15 protein-coding genes are annotated in these 22,956 nt (G+C 63.8%); 12 read left to right on the top strand and 3 right to left on the bottom strand.

The window, feature by feature from the left end; all coding sequences use genetic code 11:
- Positions 1-5: 5 nt before the first annotated feature.
- The 9 genes from KEC45_RS02210 to KEC45_RS02250 all read left to right on the top strand — a co-directional run bounded on the left by KEC45_RS02210 (position 6) and on the right by KEC45_RS02250 (position 15,978).
- Positions 6-1,784: a glycoside hydrolase family 2 protein gene (locus tag KEC45_RS02210; protein WP_252171457.1), complete on the top strand. Its 1,779-nt coding sequence runs from the start codon at positions 6-8 to the stop codon at positions 1,782-1,784.
- Complete coding sequence (locus KEC45_RS02215; RefSeq protein WP_252171458.1) at positions 1,781-1,954, top strand: hypothetical protein; 174 nt, start codon at positions 1,781-1,783, stop codon at positions 1,952-1,954. The genes KEC45_RS02210 and KEC45_RS02215 overlap by 4 nt, the downstream gene beginning before the upstream one ends.
- A 295-nt stretch (positions 1,955-2,249) precedes the next feature.
- Positions 2,250-5,252 carry a TonB-dependent receptor gene (locus tag KEC45_RS02220; protein WP_062186828.1) on the top strand — a complete coding sequence of 1,001 codons (3,003 nt, stop codon included), beginning with the start codon at positions 2,250-2,252 and terminating at the stop codon, positions 5,250-5,252.
- Between the two features lie 112 nt (positions 5,253-5,364).
- A complete protein-coding gene (locus KEC45_RS02225; RefSeq protein WP_238586747.1) occupies positions 5,365-6,438 on the top strand; it encodes a glycoside hydrolase family 43 protein in 1,074 nt (357 codons plus the stop codon).
- Between the two features lie 56 nt (positions 6,439-6,494).
- Positions 6,495-8,777 (top strand): GH92 family glycosyl hydrolase, encoded by a 2,283-nt coding sequence (locus KEC45_RS02230; protein WP_238586805.1) that lies wholly within the window; start codon positions 6,495-6,497, stop codon positions 8,775-8,777.
- Between the two features lie 7 nt (positions 8,778-8,784).
- Positions 8,785-10,224, top strand: a complete 1,440-nt coding sequence (locus KEC45_RS02235) for a glycoside hydrolase family 125 protein (RefSeq protein WP_252172059.1) — start codon at positions 8,785-8,787, stop codon at positions 10,222-10,224.
- A gap of 14 nt (positions 10,225-10,238) precedes the next feature.
- Positions 10,239-12,575, top strand: a complete 2,337-nt coding sequence (locus KEC45_RS02240) for a GH92 family glycosyl hydrolase (RefSeq protein ID WP_062186819.1) — start codon at positions 10,239-10,241, stop codon at positions 12,573-12,575.
- Between the two features lie 116 nt (positions 12,576-12,691).
- Entirely contained in the window at positions 12,692-13,591 is a 900-nt protein-coding gene (locus KEC45_RS02245) for an ROK family protein (protein ID WP_062184771.1), read from the top strand.
- A 65-nt stretch (positions 13,592-13,656) separates the two neighbouring features.
- Positions 13,657-15,978: a GH92 family glycosyl hydrolase gene (locus KEC45_RS02250; RefSeq protein WP_062186817.1), complete on the top strand. Its 2,322-nt coding sequence runs from the start codon at positions 13,657-13,659 to the stop codon at positions 15,976-15,978.
- Here the strand turns inward: KEC45_RS02250 and KEC45_RS02255 are convergent.
- Entirely contained in the window at positions 15,975-17,564 is a 1,590-nt protein-coding gene (locus tag KEC45_RS02255) for a Na+/H+ antiporter (RefSeq protein ID WP_062184769.1), read from the bottom strand. The genes KEC45_RS02250 and KEC45_RS02255 overlap by 4 nt on opposite strands.
- A 381-nt stretch (positions 17,565-17,945) precedes the next feature.
- On the opposite strand from KEC45_RS02255, the gene KEC45_RS02260 reads away from it, so the two are divergent.
- The 3 genes from KEC45_RS02260 to KEC45_RS02270 all read left to right on the top strand — a co-directional run bounded on the left by KEC45_RS02260 (position 17,946) and on the right by KEC45_RS02270 (position 21,459).
- Positions 17,946-18,725: an SDR family NAD(P)-dependent oxidoreductase gene (locus KEC45_RS02260; protein ID WP_368389959.1), complete on the top strand. Its 780-nt coding sequence runs from the start codon at positions 17,946-17,948 to the stop codon at positions 18,723-18,725.
- Positions 18,722-19,510 carry an enoyl-CoA hydratase/isomerase family protein gene (locus KEC45_RS02265; protein ID WP_062184764.1) on the top strand — a complete coding sequence of 263 codons (789 nt, stop codon included), beginning with the start codon at positions 18,722-18,724 and terminating at the stop codon, positions 19,508-19,510. The genes KEC45_RS02260 and KEC45_RS02265 overlap by 4 nt, the downstream gene beginning before the upstream one ends.
- Positions 19,511-19,617: 107 nt before the next feature.
- Positions 19,618-21,459, top strand: coding sequence for an arylsulfatase (locus KEC45_RS02270; RefSeq protein ID WP_083435958.1), 1,842 nt, complete (start codon positions 19,618-19,620; stop codon positions 21,457-21,459).
- Here KEC45_RS02270 and KEC45_RS02275 read toward each other — a convergent pair.
- Positions 21,379-22,317, bottom strand: coding sequence for a formylglycine-generating enzyme family protein (locus KEC45_RS02275; protein WP_062184761.1), 939 nt, complete (start codon positions 22,315-22,317; stop codon positions 21,379-21,381). The two genes, KEC45_RS02270 and KEC45_RS02275, sit on opposite strands and share 81 nt — an antisense overlap.
- On the bottom strand, positions 22,317-22,943 hold the full coding sequence (locus KEC45_RS02280) for a TetR/AcrR family transcriptional regulator (protein WP_062184758.1): 627 nt from the start codon (positions 22,941-22,943) through the stop codon (positions 22,317-22,319). Before KEC45_RS02280 ends, KEC45_RS02275 begins: the two co-directional genes overlap by 1 nt.
- Between the last annotated feature and the right edge of the window lie 13 nt (positions 22,944-22,956).

The raw sequence follows: 22,956 nt of genomic DNA on the forward strand, positions 1-22,956 counted from the left end.
TATCCATGCGCAGCCTCTTGATCACCGCGTCCCTTCTTGCCCTCGCGCCGGTCGCGGCACAGGCCCAAACCGCCGCGCCGCCCGCCGGGGACGCCGTCTACACCAGCGACCTGATGACACGCTGGGGCAGGGAGGTGACCCCCGAAAATGCGTGGCGGCTCTATCCGCGCCCGCAGATGGTGCGCGAACGCTGGGTCAACCTAAACGGCCTGTGGGACTATGCGATCGCGCCCAAGGCGGCGGAACGTCCGGCGGCGATGGACGGCCAAATCCTCGTGCCGTTTCCGGTCGAGTCCAAACTCTCACGCGTCGCGCGCAAGGTCACGCCCGACGACCGCCTTTGGTATCGTCGCAGCTTCACCGTCCCCGCCGACTGGCGCGGCCAGAATGTCATGCTCAATTTCGGCGCGGTCGATTATGAAGCGACGGTGCGCGTCAACGGATCGGTCGTCGGATCGCACAAGGGCGGCTTCGACGCCTTCGGCTTCGACATCAGCCCCTATCTGAAACCCGGCGCCAACGAACTGATCGTCGAGGTCACCGATCCGAACAGCGCGGGCACGCAGCCGCGCGGCAAGCAGATTCTCGACCCCGCCGGCATCTGGTACACTGCGGTCAGCGGCATCTGGCAGACGGTGTGGATCGAACCGGTGCCCAAGCTCCACATCGCCGAGGTGCGTGCGACCCCCGATATCGACCGCGGCACCGTCGATGTCGCGGTGGCGCTCTCGGGCTGGGCGAACGACAATGACGCGGTGCGGCTGACCGCCAGCGCGGGCGGCAAGGCGATCGCCTCGACGATCATCCGCGCCAACCGGCAGGCGACGCTCGCAATCCCGAACGCGCATCTCTGGTCGCCCGGCGACCCCTATCTCTACGATCTCAAGGCCGAACTGGTAACGATCGAGGATCCTTATGCGGGCGAAGCCGAGCGCGATCGCAAGGCCTATGACTCGCGCTTCACCGACCATGAGCGCCGCGTCTATGCGAAGGCGAAGGTTGAGGGTGCGCCGCGCGACAGCGTCGCCGCTTATTTCGCGATGCGCAAAGTGTCGGTCGGGCCCGGCCGCGTCGCGGGACAGCCTGCGATCCTGCTCAACAACAAGCCGCTGTTTCAGCACGGCACGCTCGATCAGGGGTGGTGGCCCGACGGCCTTTATACGCCGCCGTCGGAGGAGGCGATGAAGAGCGACATCGTTTTCCTGAAAAAGGCGGGCTTCAACATGCTGCGCAAGCATATCAAGGTCGAACCCGCGCGCTATTATCACGACGCCGACCGGCTCGGCATGCTGATCTGGCAGGATATGCCCTCGGGCGGCGGGGAGGATCAATATCTCGCCGGCACCAGCCAATATCAGGCGATCTTCCCGTCGGAGACGATGGCCGAGCAGCAGAAGCAATTGTCCGAGATGATCGGCGAACTGCGCGCTTTCCCCTCGATCGTGACGTGGGTCGTGAACAATGAGGGGTGGGGGCAATATGATTCGGCGACCCTGACGCGCTTTGTGAAGGGGATCGACCCGACACGGCTGGTCGACGCCAATTCGGGCTGGCTGGACGTCGCGCCGAAGGACTCCGACATGCTCGACATCCACACCTATGAGGATGTGCCGAGGACGCCGCCGCTCCAGGCCGACCGTGCGGTCGTGCTCGGCGAATATGGCGGGGTCGGTTTCCCGTGCCGGGACATATCTGGAAACCGGGCAAGGGCAATTGGAGCTATCAGGTCGCAGGAGACGAGAAGGAATATCTCGCGCGCTTCCGCCGCAAGATGGAGGGCGTGATCCGGCAGGCGAAGGAGAATGGACTCAGCGCCTCGGTATACACCCAAACGACCGACGTGGAGGACGAGATCAACGGTCTTTTGACCTATGATCGCGCGGTGCCGAAGGCGTCGGCGGAGGCGCTGGCCAAGATCGCCGCGCCGCTTTGGAACACCCCGACTCCGGACTGACCGGAAGCGGGAGAAAGCGTGACAGCTCCTGCCGTCCCCGGAGGAGGGGATGGCGGGCCCGTTTGCCTTTGGCTGCGAGTCGATATCCACGGAAAACTGCGGAAAAATGCGCATTTGTGACGGGTTTGTAACGGTTCGTCGCGCCTCGCCACCGGCTCGAAAAATTTATTTTGACAAATTGTTTTTTATATTCTGATAGAGGCTCAACGGGTCCGATGATCCGCTGCTCGGTGACTCCGAAGGCGCCGAATAACGAGTGGGGGCGAACAGCCCCTCGAACAGGGAGGTCGATGTGATGAAGGCAGGACAAATCCATTCAGCGAAAGCAGCGCGGCGCGATCGTTTTGTGCGCGAGCTGATGCTGAGCGCGGGCACGCTCGCGGCGCTGTGCATCGCCGGGCAGGCGCATGCGCAGGCGACGCCCGCGCCGACGCCGCAGCCGCCGGCGGACGAAACGGCAGAGGCGCCGGGCGACGCCATCGTTGTGACCGGTTATCGCAAGTCGATCGAGCAGAGCCTCGAGCAGAAGCGCGAAGCGAACTCGCTGATCGAAGTCATCACCGCCGAGGACATCGGCAAATTCCCTGACAAGAATGTCGCCGATGCGTTGCAGCGGGTGCCCGGCGTCATCATCACCCGCGACGGCGGCGAGGGTAGCCGCGTCAGCATCCGCGGCCTTCAGTCGGACCTCACGCTGACGCTACTCAACGGCAATTTCATCGCGGGAGCCGACAGCGGCGATCCATCGCGCTCGTTCAACTATGTCCTGCTGCCGTCGAACTTCATCGCCAGCACCGAAGTCTACAAGTCGGCCGAGGCGCGGCTCGAAGAGGGCGGCGTCGGCGGCACCGTCATCCTCAACACCCGCCGTCCGTTCGATCTTCCTGCCTGGTCGGGCTTTGTCTCCGCAGAGGGTACCTATTCGGACACGACCAAGAAATTTGACCCGCAGATCGCCGGCCAGATTTCGTGGAAAGATTCCGAAGAACGGCTCGGCTTCCTGGTTGGCGTGACATATCAGGAACGCGCAAACCGCGAGCTCCGCGGCTCGACCGAAACCTGGCGTTGGTGGAGCGACCGCGACGCAAACAACGACATCATCACCCCCGCGACCGACGTCAACGGTAATCCGTTCGAGAATGACGACGCGATTTCCTATTGGCCCGGCACCGGCGTGACGGGCCAGGACGGCAAGCATTATTCGGGATATTGGGCGCCCCAGTCGGTCAATGCGGAAGTCTTTTCGCAGCAGCGCAAACGCCTTGGCATCCAGGCGACTGCGCAGATGCGTCCGATCGAAAATCTGACCGTCACCGCCAATTATTTCCGCTTCGACTATAAGAGCAACTGGCAGAGCAATGTGCTGAAGATCCCCGAATGGGGTTATGGCAATTTCTTCACCGGACCGACGTTCGACGAAAGCGGCACGATCTTCCAGTCGGCGAATTTCCAGGTGCCTGCGGCCGGGACCGGATGCCTCGTCAATACGCCGCCGTGCACGATGGAAACGCCGCAGATCGCGGGTTCCTACAGCCGCGAAAAGCAGGTTTCGAATACGTTCGAGACCGAGGTCGCCTGGAACCAGGATAATTTCGACGCAGTGCTGAAATTCGGCAAGACGAAGGCGACCGGCGGCCCGTCGATGCGCTTCGGCGTCGCCGCCAAGCCGCGCCTGACCGTCACGGGTCAGGAGCAGAACGGCAACTTCCTGAGCTCGTGGGATTTCACCGGCGGCAATCTCAACATGGAATTCTCGCCCGAGCTTCAGGAGAATATCAAGAACGGGATCGCCCAGATCGACGTCGGTTCGACCGGCTCGGGTTTCACCAACAGCGCGATCGCGCAGCGCTATGCGCAGCTCGATCTCGTCCGCCGTTTCGACAGCGTTTTGAGCGCGTTCCGCGTCGGCGGCAAATGGCGCGAAATGAGCATCCACCGAGAAACCGGCCGCAACGAATGGTATGCCGATCCGGCGACCAAGCGCCGCTATCAGGACACGCCCGCTGGCGCGGTCGCTCGGCCCGAATATTTCTATGACCAGCCGATCGGCAACATCGCCGGCGGGTTCAACGCAAATCTGTTCCCCGGCATCAATTTCAGCAACTATCTGGACTATATCAACGACACCTACGGCCCGTCGGTGCGCGTGCCCGAGCCGAACAACACCTATGACCTGAAGGAAAAGGTGTTCGCGGGTTATGTGCAGGCCGACTTCGAGGCTGGTCCGCTGCGCGGCAACATCGGCCTCCGCGTCGCACATACCAAGCAATCGGGTCTGACGTCGGACCGCCTCCAGTTCCTCAACGATTATTGCGTCGATGGTCCGGGCGGACCGTTCGATCCGAATGTGCCGGTCGGCGCCGACGGCAACTGTCAGGTGCGGCCGCTCGACGAGCGCGAGGTGATCGTGAACACGCAGGTCGACCAGTCGAAAAGCTACACCGACTGGCTGCCCAGCCTGAACGTCGTCTATGAAGTCACGCCCGACATCGTCGTTCGCGGCGCCGTCGCCAAGGTCATCGCGCGTCCGTCGTTCAACGATCTCGGATCACAGCGTTCGCTGACCTATCGTTCGGCGGAATATGCCTTCGACCGCGGCCAGTTCGGCGAGTTCGAAGGCTGGTCGGGCAGCGGCGGCAACGCCGACCTCCAGCCCTTCTCGGCCTGGCAATATGACATTGGCGTCGAATGGTATTTCAAGCGCGGCTCGGTGTTCGGCGTCGGCTTATTCCGCAAGGACGTGTCGGACTTCGTCGTACCGCTCGTGCTCGACGTGACGCGCGAAGTGAATGGGGAACAGGTGCTGATCCAGCCCTATTCGACCGTCGCCAACGGCTCGAACGCCAAATCGCAGGGCGTCGAAGTCTACGCCCAGCACACGTTCGACTTCGGTCTCGGCGCGCAGGTGAACTTCACCTATAACGACACTTCGGTCGCCGACATCACGCTCGACGGACAGACGGTCGGCAAGTCGGCGCTCGTCGGCAGTGCAAAGACGCAGGTCAACGCGTCGGTCTTCTATGAAACCGACAAGTTCCTGGTGCGCGCGTCGTACAACCGCCGCGGCGAAGTCGTCGAAGGACTCTCTTCGGGCCTCAACATCTACACCGACCCCTATGAACAGGTCGACATCAACGCTTCGTACGAGCTGATGGACGGGCTGATGCTCACCGCTTCGGTCATCAACCTGACCAAGTCGGAAGAACGCCAGCATCTTGGGAACGACACCAAGGACCGTTTCGTCCGCAGCAATTATTTCGGGCGCCGCGCTTACGTCGGCATTTCGTACAAGTTCTGATGGGGCCCATACCCCAGCTCTCCCACTTGGGTGGCTCCGCAAGGAGCCACCCACCTCTTTCCGGGCGAGCGGGTAAGATTATGATGATCGACGAAACGGGGAGCGGCGCAGGGTGCGTGTCTGGTTGAAATCGCTGGTTTTCGGTACGGCACTGCTGACGGGCGGAATGGCCGCGGCAGAAAATCCGATCGTCCCCGGCTGGTACGCCGATCCCGAAATTCGCGTCTTCGGCGACCGTTACTGGATATATCCGACCTATTCGGATCATGGCGAGACGCCTGACGTCTCGCACCATTTCAATGAGCAGCAGAAAAAGCTGCGCAAGCAGAAGACGGTCCGGCCATCCTATCATTTCCAGACCTTCTTCAACGTCTTTTCATCGCCCGACCTGGTCCACTGGACGAAGCACAGCCACGCGCTCGACGTCGAGAATGTCGCATGGGCCGCTTATGCCGTGTGGGCGCCATCGGCGATCGAGAAGGACGGCAAATATTATCTCTTCTTCGGCGCGAACGACATCCAGTCGGACGACCAGCGTGGCGGTATCGGCGTCGCGGTCAGCGACCGCCCCGAAGGGCCGTTCAAGGATGCGATCGGCAAGCCGCTGGTGGACGCCTTCCACAATGGCGCGCAGCCGATCGACCAGTTCGTCTACCGCGACGACGATGGGCAGCATTACCTCTATTATGGCGGCTGGAAGCATTGCAACGTCGTCCGGCTGGGCGACGACCTCACGTCGATCAAGCCGTTTGCCGACGGCACGACCTATAAGGAAATCACGCCCCCCGGCTATGTCGAGGGATCGTTCATGGTGAAGCGGAAGGGCGTCTATTATCTGATGTGGTCGGAGGGCGGCTGGACCGGCCCCGACTATTCGGTTGCCTATGCGATGGGCCCGTCTCCCACCGGCCCGTTCAAGCCGATGGGCAAGATTCTGGAACAGGATTTCAAGATCGCGCGCGGCGCGGGGCATCATTCGGTGGTCAATGTGCCCGGCACCGACGACTGGTACATTGCTTACCACCGCCGCCCGCTCGATCAGACGAGCGGCGAGCGCCGTCAGCTCGCGATCGACCGCATGACCTTCAACGCCGACGGCACGATCGCGCCGGTGATAATGACGAACAAGGGCGTCGCAGCGCGCCCGCTGCCGACACGAACGGCAAACAGGGGAGAGACCAAGTGAAGACGATCCGCAAGATGATGCTGAGCGCCGCCGCAAGCGCGCTCGTGCTGAGCAGCATGGGTACGCCCGTCGCCCTCGCGCAATCGGGCGCGAACCAGACCGCGCTGGTCGATTACGTCAACCCGCTGATGGGCACCGATTCCAGCTATCGCCTGTCATACGGCAACACCTATCCCGCGGTTGCCGTGCCGTTCGGCATGAATAGCTGGACCCCCGTGACGGGCGAGCCCGGCAGCGGCTGGGGCTATACCTATGACGGCGAAAAGATCAGCGGCATCAAGCAGACGCACCAGCCGAGCCCGTGGATGAACGATTATGCCGCCTTCGCACTGATGGCGGAAACCGGCCCGGTAAAGGTCAAGCAGCAGGAGCGCGGCAGCTGGTTCAGCCACAAGGCGGAGGTCGCGCGCCCCTATTCGTACAAAGTCTATCTCGCCGACTATGACGTGACCGCGGAGGTCGCGCCAACCGAGCGCGCCGCGCAGTTCCGCTTCACCTTCCCCGAAAGCAATGACGCGCATATTTTGCTCGATGGTCTCGCGGGCGGATCGATGGTCAAGGTCGACGTCAAGAACCGCCGCATCACCGGCTATGTCCGCAACAACAACGGCGGCGTACCTGACAATTTCCACAATTATTTCGTCGCCGAATTCGACCGCGACTTCACGCTCGCGCGCACCTGGGCGGGCGAGAACGCGCCGACGAACGAGCTGGCGCGCGAGGGCGATCATGTCGGCGCGGTGCTGAGCTTCAAGACCAAGAAGGGTGACAAGGTCCATGTCCGTGTCGCCTCGTCGTTCATCAGCCCCGAACAGGCGCTGCTGAACCTGCGCAGCGAAATCGGCACCGACAGCTTCGACACGACACAGGCAAAGGCGAAGGCGGCGTGGGAGAAGGAATTGTCGCGCATCCGCGTGACCGATCCCGACCCCGAGAAGGTTCGCACCTTCTATTCGTCGCTCTACCGGATGCTGCAATTCCCGCGCGTCTTTTACGAAAAGGACGCGAACGGAAAGATCGTTCATTACAGTCCGTACGACGGCAAGGTGCACGACGGCTACATGTTCACCGACAACGGATTTTGGGACACGTGGCGCGCGGTCTTTCCCTTCTTCGCGCTCATGTATCCCGAACTCGACAGCCAGATCATGCAGGGGCTGGTCAACACCTACAAGGAAGGCGGCTGGCTGCCCGAATGGGCGAGCCCCGGCTATCGCAATGTGATGATCGGGTCGAACTCGGCGAACCTGATCGCCGACGCCTATTTCAACGGCGTGCGCGGCTTCGACGTCGAGACGCTCTATGAAGCGATGATCAAGAATGCGACGACGAGCGAGGGCCGCCCGAAGGACAAGGCGGGCAAGGTCATCGCCGCGGTCGGACGCGAGGGCGCCGAATATTACAACCGTCTCGGCTATGTCCCCTATGACGTCGGGATCAACGAAAATGCCGCGCGCACGCTCGAATATGCGACCGCCGATTTCTCGATCGCGCAGCTCGCCAAGCTGCTCGGCAAGGATGCCGATGCAAAGAAATATACCGAGCGCGCGCTCAACTACCGCAAACTCTATGACAATCAGAGCGGCTGGATCCGCGGCCGCAATCAGGACGGGTCGTGGTCGACGCCGTTCAACCCCTACAAATGGGGAGACGCCTTCACCGAGGGTAACGCGCTCCATTATAGCTGGGCGGTGATGCAGGATGTCCAGGGGCTGATGACCCTGATGGGCGGGCGCGAGAAGTTCGTCGAGCGGCTCGACGCGATCTTCACCACCCCGCCGATCTTCGACGAAAGCTATTATGGGCAGGTGATCCACGAGATCCGCGAAATGCAGATCGTCGACATGGGCCAATATGCCCATGGCAACCAGCCGATCCAGCACATGCCCTATCTCTATAATTGGGCAGGTGCGCCGTGGAAGACGCAGCATCATGTGCGCGACATCATGGCGAAACTTTATTCGTCGGCGCCCGACGGCTATCCGGGCGACGAAGATAACGGCCAGACTTCGGCCTGGTATGTCTTTTCCGCCTTGGGCTTCTACCCGGTCGCGTCGGCGACGGGCGAATATGCGATCGGCAGCCCGCTGTTCCAGAAGGCGGTGCTGACGATGCCGAACGGCAAGACGCTGACGATCAATGCCGCGAACAACAGCAATACGAACGTCTATCTCCAGTCGGTCGCGCTCGGCGGGAAGGCGCAGAGCAAGACCTATTTCACCCACGGCGCTTTGTCGCAAGGAGGGACGGTCGACTTCGTGATGGGCGCCAAGCCGAACAAGCAATGGGGCAGCGCCCCCGCCGATGCGCCCTTCTCGATCAGCGCAGGTGGAAAATAGGATGACCATGACCCCAAACCGCCGCGAGATCATGGCCGGCGCCGGCGCGCTCGCGCTGGCGGCCGCAATGCCCGCCGCAGCACGCGCCGCTGCTGGCGGCTTCGTCAGCAAGCGCCCCGCGCCCGCGCAGCGTGCTTTTACCAGCCCCGCGATCGAGGCCGAGATCGCGCGCGTAAAGGCGAAGATCGCCGACCCCGAACTCGCCTGGCTGTTCGAGAATTGTTACCCGAACACGCTCGACACGACGGTGCAGACGGGCATCCTCGATGGCCGTCCCGATACCTTCGTCATCACCGGCGATATCGAGGCGATGTGGCTGCGCGACAGCTCGGCGCAGGTGCAGCCCTATATCCACCTCGTCGCCAAGGACGCGAAGCTGAAGCGCCTGTTCCAGGGGCTGATCCAGCGGCAGGCACGCTGCATCCTGATCGACCCCTATGCCAATGCGTTCGACAAGGATCCGACCGCGCCGTCGAAACTCGAATGGTCGCAGACAGACAAGACCGAGATGAAGCCCGGCGTCGCCGAGCGGAAATGGGAAATCGACTCGCTCTGCTACGCGATGCGGCTGTCCCACGAATATTGGACGCGAACCAAGGACAAGGCGCCGTTCGACGACATATGGTCGCGCGCGATGAAGCTCGCGGTGGCGACCTTCCGCGAACAGCAGCGCAAGGACGGCCCCGGGCCATACAGTTTCCAGCGCCCCGCGCTCCAGCCGACCGACAGCCTGATGCTCGGCGGTTATGGCGCGCCGACGAAGAAGGTTGGGCTGATCCACTCGATGTTTCGCCCGTCGGACGATGCCTGCCTCTATCCCTTCCTGATCCCGTCGAACCTGTTCGCGGTATCGGTGCTGCGCAAGATTGCCGCCGTCCACCGCGAAGCGCGCGGCGACAATGCGGCGGCCACCGACGCCGAGGCCCTCGCCGCCGAGGTCGAGGCCGCGCTGAAAGCGCATGCGCTGATCGACGACGGCAAGGGCGGTCAGGTCTGGGCCTATGAAATCGACGGCTTCGGCAATTATGTCTTCATGGACGACGCCAATGTGCCGAGCCTGTCGGGCCTGCCGCTGATCGACGTCGTCGACAAAAACGACCCGATCTTCCTGCGCACCGCGGCGCTCGCCTGGTCCGACCGCAACCCCTATTTCTTCAAGGGCACCGCGGCCGAGGGGATCGGCGGGCCGCACATCGGTCTCGACATGATCTGGCCGATGTCGATCATCACCCGCGCGATGAACGCCGACGACGATGCGACGATCCTGCAATGCCTGCGCTGGCTGAAGACGACGCACGGCGGCACCGGCTTCATGCACGAAAGCTTTCACAAGGATGACCCCAAAAACTTCACGCGCAGTTGGTTCGCGTGGGCCAACGCGCTGTTCGGCCAGTTGATCGTCGAGGTCGCCGACAAGCGTCCCGCGCTGCTGGCGCGGCCGCTGTGAGCGGGGAGGGGGCAATGATCACGACCAGCCGCCGCCGGCTTCTTGCGACCACGGGCTTGCTCGCGCTCGGCGGGGCGATCCCCGCCGGCTGCTCGCGCGCCGCGGGCGGGGGCGATCTCCTCGCCATCGGCAAGCCGAACCTCTTCATCGGCACCGGCGGGCATGGGCACACCTTCCCAGGCGCGTCGCTGCCGTTCGGGATGGCGCAACTCAGCCCCGATACGAATACCCATGGCTGGGACGCCTGCTCGGGCTATCACCAGAAAGATGGCTCGATCATGGGGTTCAGCCATACGCATCTTTCGGGCACCGGCATCGGCGATATGCTCGACGTGCTGGTGGTGCCGACGCGGCGCGAACTGAAGCTCGATCCCGGCACGATCGAAAAGCCCGGCGAGGGTTTTCGTCAGCGCTATTCGGACGAACATGCCGAGCCCGGCTATTACCGCGTGAAGCTTGAAACCGGCGTGCTCGCCGAACTCACCGTCACTGAACGCTGCGGTCTGCACCGTTATCATTTCGGGCGGGGCGCGGGGCACATCCTGATCGATTTCGCCCATGCGATCGAGGATGATTGGGACAAGGGTATCGTCGTCGAAAAGGCCTCGCTCGATTTGGGCGAGGACGGCACGCTGACCGGCAGCCGGCAGGTCAACCGATGGGCCAAGGGTCGTCATATCCATTTCGCGATGCAGATGTCGCGCCGTCCCGACCGTGTTCAGTTTTTCGGCGACGACGGCAAATCGGCCCCCGATGGCGCGACGTCGATCAAGGGCAACAGGCTCAAGGTCGCCTTCTTCTTTGACGAGGCTGGCGGCGATCCGATCCTGATCAAGACCGGCCTTTCCGCGGTCGCGGTGCAGGGCGCGCGCGACGCGCTCGCCTATGAAGCGAAGGGCTGGGATTTCGACGGCGCGGTCAAGGCCGCGCGCGGAACCTGGGCCAAGGCGCTCGGCGGCATCCGCGTGTCGGGCGGTACAGAGGCGCAGCGCGTCATCATGACCAGCGCGCTCTATCACGCGCAGCTCGCGCCGACGCTCTTCACCGACCGCGACGGCCGCTATGTCGGGCTCGACCGCGAACTCCATCAGGCGGCGAAGGGCGAGGAAGCGTTCAGCACCTATTCGCTGTGGGATACCTATCGCGCACTCCACCCGCTGCTGACGCTGATCGATCCCTCGCGGGCCGCGCTTCTGACGCGCGATCTCTGTCGCCAGACCGCGCAGAGCCCCGCCGGTCCGCCCGTATGGCCGCTGCAGGGCGTCGAGACCGCATGCATGATCGGCTGGCACGCCGTCTCGGTGCTCGCAGAGGCGCATGCAAAGGGCATCAAGGCCGATTATGCCGCCGCCTGGCCGAACATCCGCCGCCGCGCCTTCGACCGCGATTTCAAGGATATCGACAGCACGCTTGGCCGCGGTTTCTATTACGACCTTGGCTACATCCCGTGCGAAGAAGTGTGGGAATCTGTCAGCCGGACGCAGGAATATGCCTATGACGACTGGGCGATGGCGCACCTCGCCGACGCCGTGGGCGCCAAGGACGATGCCGCGGCGCTGCGCAAGCGCGCGCAAAACTATCGCGGTGTGATCGACCCGGAAACCCGCTTCGCACGCCCGCGCTTCAAGGACGGAAGCTGGTGGAAGGATTATGATCCGGTCCAGATCGGCCATGATGTCAAGAAATGGCGCGACTATACGGAGGCGAACGGCTGGCAGGCGACCTTCCTCAACCAGCACGATATCTACGGCCTGATCGAGCATTTCGGCGGCGACGCGGCGTTCGAGGAAAAGCTCGACGCCCTGTTCAACGCGCCCTCGACCCTGCCCGACAATGCGCCGCCCGACATTTCGGGGCTCGTCGGCCAATATGCGCACGGCAATGAGCCGAACCATCATGTCGCGTATATGTACGCCTATTGCGGCGCGCCCGCGAAGGCGCAGGCAATGGTCCGGCGGCTGCTCGTCGAAATGTACAGGAACGACCCCGACGGGGTGATCGGCAATGACGATTGCGGTCAGATGAGCGCCTGGTTCATCCTCTCGGCGCTCGGTTTCTATCCGGTCGATCCGGTCAGCGCGATCTACGTCTTCGGATCGCCGCTGTTCGACGTTGCCGAGGTGACGGTGGGCGCGGGCAAGACGCTGACGGTCCGTGCCGAGGGCAATGCGCCCGACCATCCTTATGTCCAGTCGGTCCGCTGGAACGGCAAGCCCTGGAGCAAGAACTGGATCGCGCACGCCGACCTGATCGGCGGCGGCGAACTCGTCTTCGAAATGGGTGCCAAGCCTTCGCAGTTCGGCACCGCCAAGGCCGACCGTCCGCCTTCGTTCGGCTCGACGCCCGGATGATTTCATCAAACAGCCACTATGCCCAAAAAGACAGAAAAGATTGGAATTCTCCCCGTGATCCGGCGCGTACCGACCCAGCATGGCCAGCCCATTCCCTGCGCGGGGGGGCGGTGCTGATGGCTGACCAGCGACTCTTCGCGGGCGTCGAACTCGGCGGTACCAAATGCGTCTGCATCCTTGCCGCGGGGCCCGACGATATCCGCGACCGGCAGGTGATCCCGACGACCGCGCCGTGGGAAACGCTGCCGGCCATCAAGGCGGTGCTCGACGGCTGGTCGGCGGAGCACGGTTTTTGCGGCCTCGGCATCGCGTCCTTCGGCCCGATCAAACTCAACCCCCGCGCCGCCGATTATGGCCAGGTCGGCGCGACGAACAAACCCGATTGGGAAGGCGCCGATCTGCTCGGTCCGCTGAAGGCTGCGTTCGCGGTGCCGATCGGCTTCGACACCGACGTCAACGGCGCCGCGCTCGCCGAAATCCGCTGGGGCAGCGGGCGCGGTCTCGACGACTTCGCTTATGTCACCGTCGGCACCGGCGTCGGCGTGGGGTTGATCGTCCACGGCAAACCGACGCGCGGATTCAGCCACAGTGAGATCGGTCATATCCTTGTGCCGCGCCTTGCCAGCGACAAGGCGTCCAGCGCGTGCCGCTTTCACGACGATTGCGTCGAAGGGCTCGCCTCGGGCACCGCATTGAATGCACGACTGGGCGGCCGCCCGCTTGCGGACATCGCAAAGGACGACCCGGTGTGGGAACCGATCGTGCACACGCTGGCATCAATGGTCCATTCACTCGCCTGCACGACCGGCCCGATGCGCGTCGCGATGGGCGGCGGCGTCCTCGCGGGCCAGCCGCAACTCCTGCCGCGCATCAACGCGCGGCTGGAGGAAAGCCTTTCGGGATATATGCAGATTCCGGGCGACGGCGCTTATGTTACCGCGCCCGAACTCGGAACGATGGCGGGGCCGCTCGGCGCGATTGCGCTCGCGATGGATGCGGTGGGCGCGCCGGCATGAGCAAAGCCGCGCTGCCGCCCCTTTCGCGATTGGACAGCACCGGACCTTCGCGGCACAAAGGGACGATGAAACGCTTTGCCACCGCTGCCGCGCTGCTCGCCCTTCTGCCGATCCAATCCTTCGCCGAGCAGCCGGCGCCCGATCCGCTCAGCTTCGTTGATCCGATGATCGGTACCGGCCCCGAAGGCCACACTTTCCCGGGCGCGACTGCGCCGTTCGGTATGGTCCAACTATCGCCCGACACCGACGCGACGTGCCAGATCCGCGACTGCTACGATCATGCGGCCGGCTACAGTTACCACGACACGACGATCCAGGGGTTCAGCCACACCCATTTTTCGGGTGCCGGCCATTCAGACCTCGGCGACCTGCTGCTGATGCCGCAGATCGGCGAGGTCAAGCTGGATCCGGGCGATCCCAAAGTTCCGGGTTCGGGCTATCGCCAGCGTTTCGACCATGCGACCGAAAAGGCGAGCCCCGGCTATTATGCGGTCACGCTCGCCGACAGCGGAATCCGCGCCGAACTCACTGCGGGGACGCGCGTCGGCATCCACCGTTACAGCTTCCCAGCGGGCAAGGACGCGCATCTGCTGCTCGACCTCCGTTCGTCGCTCTATGATTATCCGGGCAAGATTCTCTGGTCGGGGCTGCATCTCCGTCCCGACGGCACGCTTACCGGTTTTCGCGAGACGCGCGGTTGGGCGCCGGGGCGCAAGCTCTTCTTCGCGATGCGCTTCTCGGCGCCGCTCAAATCCCACGCCCTCCTCGATCGCGACGAGAAGGTCGCGTATAAGGGCTTTCAGGCGCCTGGCCGCGGCAGCGACGCGCTTGCCGAAAAGCTCGGCAAGGCGCTCGAAGCACGGCTCGATTTCGGCGCGCTGACCGGCCCGCTCGAAGTCCGTGTCGCGCTCTCCGGGGTCGACGAGGCCGGCGCGGTCGCCAACCTCGATGCCGAAGGTGCGGGCTTCGACGCCGTCCGCGCGCGTACCGAAGGTGAATGGCGCAAGGCGCTCGGTGCGCTCCAGATCGAAGCGCCCGCGCCGATGCGCACCAACCTCTACACCGCGCTCTATCACAGCTTGCTCGCGCCCAGCGTGTGGAGCGACGTCGACGGGCGCTATCGCGGTCCCGACGATCAGGTCCACGCCGCAAAGGATTTCACTTTCCGCTCGACCTTTTCGCTGTGGGATACGTTCCGCGCGCAACATCCCTTGCTGACGCTCGTCCAGCCCGGCGAAACCAACAGCGATATCGTCAAATCGCTCGTCGCGAGCCGCAAGCACAGCCCGCATGGCATTCTGCCCGTGTGGCAGTTCCACGGCCGCGAGACTTGGACGATGATCGGCTATCACGCGGTCCCGGTCATTGCCGACGCCTATATGAAAGGCGTGGGCGATTTCGACGCGAACGAGGCTTTGGACGCGATGGTCGCGAGCGCCGAATATGCGCCCTACGGCGGGCTCGGCGACTATATGAAGCTCGGTTATGTCGCGATCGACCGCGAGCCCGAGGCGGCGTCGAAGACGGTCGAATATGCCTATGACGATTGGACGATCGCGCGGATGGCCGAAAAGATGGGCCGCAAGGACATTGCCGACCGCTTCTACAAGCGCGCCGGTTACTGGCGGAACAGCTTCGATGCCAAGACCGGGTGGCTGCGCGCGCGCAAGGCCGACGGCAGCTTCCGCACCCCGTTCGACCCGACGGCGATCAACTATGGCTCCGACTATACCGAGGGGAATGCCTGGCAATATAGCTGGTTCGTTCCGCAGGATCAGGCCGCGCTCTTCCGCATTCTCGGCGGCGACGCAAAGACGGTCGCGAAGCTCGACGCCATGTTCGATTACGACAATTCAAAACTCGATTACAGCCATGCCGAGGATATCGCGGGGCTGATCGGCCAATATATCCATGGCAACGAGCCGAGCCACCATGTCGCCTATCTCTATGCCTATGCCGGTGCGCCGTGGCGGACGCAGGAGCGGCTGAAACAGATCGTCGACAGCCAGTATAAGCCGACCCCGGACGGGCTGTCGGGCAATGACGACCTCGGCCAGATGTCGGCATGGCTCGTCTTCACCGGCCTCGGTTTCTATCCGGTCGCGCCGGGGTCGAACCAATATGTGATCGGCCGGCCGTTCGTGGACCGCGCGGTATTGAACCTGCCGGGCGGAAAGCGCTTCACCGTCGAGACCGCCGGGCTGTCCGACGCGAACCGCTATGTCGGCAAGGTCGAACTCAACGGCAAGCCGCTGACGCGTAGCTGGATTTCCGACGCCGAAATCCGCAGCGGCGGCACGCTTCGCTTCACAATGCAGGCAAAGCCCGACACAGCATGGGCCACGGCCCCCACCACACGCCCCTACTCCCAGTCAACGGCGCGCTAGGTTGGCTCGCCGCGCTGCAGCGTCATCGCCAGTTCCTCGACGTCGAGGTCGCGTTCGAGTTCGTGCATGACCTCGTCTTCGATCAATCCGGCGCGATGGATTCGGATCAGTTCGGCGCGCCCCGCCGCGATCGCCTGGAGCAGGACGTCGAAATGCGACCGTAGCCCGTCCATCGCGGTGCTGGCATCTGCCTCGTAACGCTCCATAAAATTCATCCGCTTGCGATGTTCTTCGAGCATCATCGGATGGATCAGCGTTCCATTCTCGTCATACGCGAGCCTTTCGACGACAGCGAACCGCGCGCGCGCCATCGCGGCTTCAGCGGCGGGCATCGCCATTTTTGCGGGCGGGTCGGAGTCGACCGGCTTCACCGCGCGAATCAGCATGCCGAGGCTGGATCCCTGCACGACCACGGTCACAAAGATCACCGCGAAGGCGCAGATCAGCATCAGGTCGCGGCCGGGCATGTCGACGGGCAGGGTCAGCGGAACCGCCAGCGTAACGACGCCGCGCATCCCAGTCCAACTCAGAACCGTCGCCTGCCGCCACCCCAACGGTCGCGCGCGTTCCAGCCCCACTTTGCGCGCGATTCCGAGGAGGGCTTCCGAACCGAAAATCCAGACGAAGCGGGCAATGGTAAGAGTGATCACGACGGCGGCGATCACGATGGTCCACGACAGCGGCATCGCCCCGATCCCGCCGATCCGCTCGATCGCGCCGCGCAGCGAAAAGCCGATCAGAATGAACACGAGAGCTTCGAGGACGAACACCATGATGAACCACGCCGAATTGGCGCGAAGGCGGACGTCGGCGGACAATATCTGATGTTGGTACCACCCCATCGCGAGACCCGAGGTTACGGTCGCGATGACGCCCGACACATGCACGGCTTCGCCGGCGATATAGGCGGCCCAGCAGAGGAGGATCGTGATCAGCATGATCAGCATGCGATCCTGCAGGCGCTTGGCGAGGAATATCCAGCCTGCGGCAACCAAGGCGCCGACGACCACGCCGCCGATTGCCACGAACGCGAAGCTCTGGATCGCCTCGCCGGTGTGGAACACCCCGCTGAGCGTTGCGGCGACGGCGAAGCGGAAGAGGATCAGGCCGGTGGCGTCGTTGAGCAGGCTTTCGCCTTCGAGGAGGGCTTCCAGTCGCCGCGGCAGGTGGACGCCTTTCAGAACCGCGCGCGCCGACACCGCGTCGGGGGGCGATACAATCGCGCCGAGCGCGAAACAGGCGGCCCAGGGCAGGTCGGGAAGGATTAGGTGCACGACCACGCCGACGACGAGCGTCGTGAACACCACCGCCCCGACGGCGAGTGACAGGATGCCGGGAAGGTGGCGACGAAAGCGGCCGAGCGCGGTAAAATAGGCGCCGTCCATCAACAGGGGCGGGAGGAACAGCACGAGCGCCAGCTCAGGATCGAGCGAGATCGCAGGCAGGCCGGGAATGAAGGCCAGGCCGCCGCCGCCGACGAGCAGCGCGGTCGCGGGCGGCCAACGCAATTTCAGCGCAAGCCAGTGCAGCCCGATGACAAGTGCGAGCAGCCCGAGGACGAGTTCGAAGGCTTCGACGGCGTGCATCGGATCAGTTCCGGTCCATGCCTAGGTCGAACGATGGTGTCATTTGAAGGCCCCCTGTCTCGTCCAATCCCACAAGGCCTTTTGTGACGGTGTTTGAGCCCGCGATCAATGATGGAGATTGTGTCAGCCCGAAAGCTTGAATGCCCTTGCCACCGGTCCAAAACACAATGGTCGGTGAATGCAGAAGGAAGGGACCCTTTATCCCCCGCCCGCCGCGCTCGGCAGCCGCGACGGGGGATGAGGTTTGGTGTGCACATGAGAACAATAGGAGAACAAATATATCTCGTCAACAGCATTTTTGCGGTTTTTCAGGAACTCCGCGCGTCCGGTTGACGTGAACGTCAATCAGGGTCAATGCATAGGAAACGAAGGAAAGGGATAATGATGGCGGAGCAACCGAAGTTTGACCTCACCGGACGCGTGGCGCTGGTGACCGGGGCGTCCTCGGGCCTTGGCGCCGGTTTCGCCAAGGCACTGGCGGCGTCGGGCGCAAAGGTCGTGCTTGCCGCGCGCCGTGCCGACAAGCTTGCCGAGCAGGTTGCCGCGATCGAGGCGGCTGGTGGGCAGGCGATTGCCGTTAGCATGGACGTTACCGACGAGGCATCGACGATCGCTGCTTATGACGCTGCCGAAGCGGCGTTCGGACCCGTCGACACGATCGTCGCCAACGCGGGCGTCGCGACCGAGAAGATGGCGATGAGCCTGACGGTGGACGACGTCGATTTCTTGCTCGCCGCGAACGTCCGCGGCGTCTTCCTGACCGCGAACGAGGGTGCAAAGCGGCTCGACAAGGCGGGAAGCCGTGAGAAACAGCATGGCCGCATCGTCCTGATCGGTTCGATTACCGCCGAGAAAATCTTTCCGGCGACCTCGGTCTATGGCGCGACCAAGGCGGCGGTGCGGCATCTGGGTAAGGCACTGGCGCGCGAATGGGCGCGGCGCGGGATCAGCGTCAATGTGATCCAGCCAGGCTATTTTGAATCCGAAATGACCGCCGAGCTCTTCGAAAGCGAGACCGGCGCGGCGATGGTGAAGAGCTTCCCGCGCCAGCGGATGCGGCCGCCGAGCGATCTTCACGCGCCGCTGCTCCTCCTCTGCTCCGATGCCGCGCTCGGCATCACGGGCAGCGTCATTACCGTCGACGACGGGCAGACGCTGTGAGCGAGCTGCTGGTCGAACGCCGCGGCGCGGTCGAGATTGCGACACTCAACCGACCTGAACGGCTCAATGCGCTGAACGAGGGGCTGGTCGACGCGCTCAACGCCTATTTCGGGGGGCTTGCCGACCGCACCGACGTCCGCGTCGTTGTCCTGCGCGGCGCGGGGCGCGGTTTCTGCGCGGGGCTCGACATTCAGGAAGACCGGTCGTCGGACGAAACTCCGGTGCTTCGAACGCTGCGCACCCAGACCAGCATCGGCAATATCTATCGCAAGATGCGCGCGTGCCCGCAGCCGATCGTCACGCTTGGCCATGGCGCTGCCTGCGGTGGCGGGCTGTCGTTGCTGCTCGCTTCGGACGTCAGGTACGCGGCGCCGTCGTTCAAGGCGAACGCGGCCTATATCCGTATCGGCCTTGGCGGCTGCGACATGGCGTCGAGCTATTTTCTGCCGCGCCTCGTCGGCGCAAGCCTTGCGTCCGAGATGATCCTGACCGGCCGCTTCATCGACGCCGACCGCGCGCTGCGCGCGGGCCTCGTCAGCGAGATCGTCGAGGAAGAGGCGTTGCTCGATCGCGGTCTCGCGCTCGCCGACGAAATGCTGGCGACGTCGCCCTATGGCTTGCGGCTGTCGAAACAGGCGCTCAATCTCAACATCGACGCGCCGAGCCTCGAAGCGGCGATGGCTATCGAGGACCGCCAGCAGGTGATCCTTTCGGCGACCGCAGACCATCGCGAGGCGCTCGCCGCCTTCCTCGAAAAACGCGCGCCGGAATATCGCGAACGTTAAGGTTAAAGACCTGTGTATCGCCCCCATTGACTCGGCAATATATTGACATAGTAAGTGTCACATCCCGAGGGGGTGGGAGTGATGGCAGTGCGCAGGAGGACCACTAAATGCCGGGTCGCTTAGGCGGGTCCCGGCGTGCTGCCATCATCGCAATCGGCGCCCTGACCGCCTTGGCGCCCGCGCAGGCGCAACCCGTCAAACCGGTGCCGAAGCACCCAAATATCGTCATCCTGCTCGCCGACGATTGGGGCTTCTCCGACGTGGGCTCTTTCGGCTCCGAAATCGCGACGCCGAACATCGACGCGCTCGCAAATGCAGGGACGCGCTTTTCCAATTTCCACGTCGCGGGGTCCTGCTCGCCGACGCGCGCGATGCTCCAGACGGGGGTGATGAACCACCGCAACGGCCTCGGCAACATGCCCGAGACGATCCCCGACGAACATCGTGGCAAGCCGGGCTACGACACGGTCATGAACCTTCGCGTCGTGACGATCGCGCAGTTGCTCAAGGCCGCGGGCTACCGCACTTACCTCACCGGCAAATGGCATCTCGGCAGCGATGCCAAGCGGCTGCCGCATGCACGCGGCTACGACCGTGCCTATAGCCTTGCCGATGCCGGCGCCGACAATTTCGAACAACGCCCGATCGAGGGCATGTACGACACCGCCGCCTGGACCGAGAATGGCAGGCCGGCGACCCTGCCCAAGGATTATTATTCGTCGCATTTCGTCGTGCAGCGGATGATCGATTATATCGAGGCCGACCGCAAAAGCGGCAAACCCTTCCTCGCGTCGATCAACTTCCTTGCCAACCATATCCCGGTGCAGGCGCCCGACAGCGACATCGCGCGCTATTCGGCTATGTACAAAGACGGCTGGACCGCGCTCCGCGAAGCGCGGGCGAAGCGGGCCGCGGCGCTCGGCATCGTCCCCGCGGGCATGCCGATCGTGACGATGGCGACAACCCCCGACTGGCAGAAACTCGACGCCGAAGAGCGCGCCGCTGCCGTGCGCGTGATGCAGGCTTATGGCGGTATGGCGACCGCGATGGATCGTGAGGTCGGACGTCTCGTCGCTCACCTTAAAGCCACGGGCGATTACGAGAATACGATCTTCGTCTTCCTCTCGGACAATGGTGCCGAGCCGACCAATCCGTTCAGCAGCCTGCGCAACCGGCTGTTCCTCGGTATGCAATATGACCTCGCGACCGCCAATATCGGCCGGCGCGGTAGCTTTGCCGCGATCGGGCCGGGCTGGGCGAGCGCTGCAGCATCGCCCCTGTCGGGATATAAATTCAGCGCGACCGAGGGCGGCCTGCGGGTGCCGCTCATCATCGCATGGCCGGGGCACGCCGGCATTCGCGCGGGGACGATCAACGACGGTCTTGCTCATGTCACCGACATCTTGCCGACGCTGACCGAGCTTGCGGGCGTACCGGGCCATGGCGGAAGCTGGCAGGGTAAGGCGGTCGAGCCTGTCACTGGGCGCAGCCTCGTGCCGATGCTGCAGGGCGGAGCGGGCAGCGTCCATGGCGACACGCCGCTCGGCTATGAACTGTCAGGCAATGCGGCGCTGTTTCGCGGCGATTACAAGCTGGTGCGCAACCTTGCGCCGACCGGCGACGGCAAATGGCGGCTTTACGATCTCAAGACCGACCCCGGGGAAACGCGCGATCTTGCCGCCGCCGAGCCCGACCGGTTCACCGCGATGATGGCCGATTATCGCGCCTATGCGAAAGCGAATGGTGTGCTCGACATGCCCGCGGGCTACACGGCCGACGAGCAGATAAACGCCTATGCCTTCGAACATCAGGGCAAGCCGCGGTTGATCCGCCTCGGCCTGTGGGTCGGCGGGATCGCCGTGCTGCTGTCAGCCCTTGTCTGGCACTGGCGCCGCCGGCGCCGGGCGCGCCGTGTCGATCAGGCGAAACCCGATATGGTCGGTGCCTAGGCCTCGTTCCTGGAACTGGCGCGCCGCAGGACGATAGCGCGCGCAATAATTGGCTGCGCACAGAAAGCTGCCGCCCTTGATGACATTATTCTCACCGCCCGCCTTGCTCGTCGTCCATTCCCATACATTGCCGATCAAATCGTGGACGCCATGCTCGTCGGCGGGAAAGCAGGCGACCGGCGCACGGCTGGTAAAGCCGTCGGTGCCCATGTCGCGGACCGGGAAGCTGCCCTGATAATAGTTGGCGCGGGGTTTGCCGTCCTTGCCGACCGGAACGTTACGATCGGCTCCGCCGGTCGCCGCGGCTAGCTCCCATTGCTCCTCGCTCGGCAGCGTTCTGCCCTTCCACTTGGCGTAGGCGAGTGCATCATCATAGCCGATTTGCACCACCGGATCGCGGTCGCGTCCGTCGATGTTCGTCTCGGGCCCCGCCGGATGTCGCCACTCAGCGCCGACGACCCAGCGCCACCAGTTCGGATTGCCGTCGTTCGGCGCGGTGAACACCGCCGACCCGGGGATCAGCATCTCGGGCGGAGCGCCCGGCAGTTTCGGCGGATCCTGCTCGGCGAGCGTCTTATATCCCGTTGCCTTCACAAATTCGGCGAACTCGGCGTTCGTGACCTCGTGCGTCGCAATCCAGAAACCCGCGACAGTGACATCGCGCGCCGGCCCTTCCTCGGGCAATTGCGCGTCGGCGCCCATCGCGAAGGTCGCGCCCGGGATCCAGACATAATCCTGTGCCGGCATCGCCGGGCATTCGGGCGCCTTTGCTTCGGCGACCTTCGCGTCCTCCGCCCCGCCGCACGCGGCAAGCGCGCCGAGCAGTACCAGCGAGAGCAGAACCGATCCTTTCCGCATCAGGCGTCTTCGGCGATCGTCGCCATTATCGCCTCGACCATCTGGCCCATCACCGTTCCGGCTTCTTCGGCGGACAGGCTCTGATCGTGGCGCAGCGTGCGCCACGTGTGGAACGACAGCGCAGCACATAGCGCCTCGACTGCGATCCGATCGGTAAGCACCGAACCCGGAAGCAGGCGCAGGATGAGTTCGCGTTCGAGCATAACGACCCGGCTGTACTGGCCCATCAGGAAGGGCGACTGATAGCGTTTGATATTGGCGGCGAGCCGGAAGGGCAGGGTCGTCTCGAACACCCGGACGCGACGCCGAACGAGTTCGCGGACATTGGCGCGCCAGGGCTGGTCGGGATAGGGCGCCATGACGATCGGCATCACGCGCTCGGTTATCATTCCGGTAATCTCGGAATAGAGCGCATCCATATCGTCGAAATGCCGGAATACGGTGCGCAGGCCGATGCCCGCTTCTTCGGCGACGCGCGCCGCGCTCGGCGACAGGTCGCCGGCAACGATCAACTCCATCATCGCCTCGACAATGCGCTTGTGGCTCGACCGCCCACGCTCGCGCCGGCCGTCGACCCGATCGGCCTCGACCTTTTGCGCGTTCGATTTCCCTAACCCTGTCGCCATGGCGTCCCTGCTG

The sequence above is a fragment of the Sphingopyxis sp. USTB-05 genome (assembly GCF_023822045.1).
Taxonomy (GTDB): Bacteria; Pseudomonadota; Alphaproteobacteria; order Sphingomonadales; family Sphingomonadaceae; genus Sphingopyxis.

Bases quoted from the DNA above. Each gene is read 5' to 3' on its own strand.
- KEC45_RS02270 (WP_083435958.1), top strand. From the start codon at position 19,618: ATGCCGGGTCGCTTAGGCGGGTCCCGGCGTGCTGCCATCATCGCAATC.
- KEC45_RS02230 (WP_238586805.1), top strand. From the start codon at position 6,495: ATGGGTACGCCCGTCGCCCTCGCGCAATCGGGCGCGAACCAGACCGCG.
- KEC45_RS02235 (WP_252172059.1), top strand. From the start codon at position 8,785: ATGACCCCAAACCGCCGCGAGATCATGGCCGGCGCCGGCGCGCTCGCG.
- KEC45_RS02245 (WP_062184771.1), top strand. From the start codon at position 12,692: ATGGCTGACCAGCGACTCTTCGCGGGCGTCGAACTCGGCGGTACCAAA.
- KEC45_RS02260 (WP_368389959.1), top strand. From the start codon at position 17,946: ATGATGGCGGAGCAACCGAAGTTTGACCTCACCGGACGCGTGGCGCTG.
- KEC45_RS02275 (WP_062184761.1), bottom strand. From the start codon at position 22,317: ATGCGGAAAGGATCGGTTCTGCTCTCGCTGGTACTGCTCGGCGCGCTT.
- KEC45_RS02280 (WP_062184758.1), bottom strand. From the start codon at position 22,943: ATGGCGACAGGGTTAGGGAAATCGAACGCGCAAAAGGTCGAGGCCGAT.
- KEC45_RS02220 (WP_062186828.1), top strand. From the start codon at position 2,250: ATGAAGGCAGGACAAATCCATTCAGCGAAAGCAGCGCGGCGCGATCGT.
- KEC45_RS02250 (WP_062186817.1), top strand. From the start codon at position 13,657: ATGAAACGCTTTGCCACCGCTGCCGCGCTGCTCGCCCTTCTGCCGATC.
- KEC45_RS02240 (WP_062186819.1), top strand. From the start codon at position 10,239: ATGATCACGACCAGCCGCCGCCGGCTTCTTGCGACCACGGGCTTGCTC.
- KEC45_RS02255 (WP_062184769.1), bottom strand. From the start codon at position 17,564: ATGCACGCCGTCGAAGCCTTCGAACTCGTCCTCGGGCTGCTCGCACTT.
- KEC45_RS02210 (WP_252171457.1), top strand. From the start codon at position 6: ATGCGCAGCCTCTTGATCACCGCGTCCCTTCTTGCCCTCGCGCCGGTC.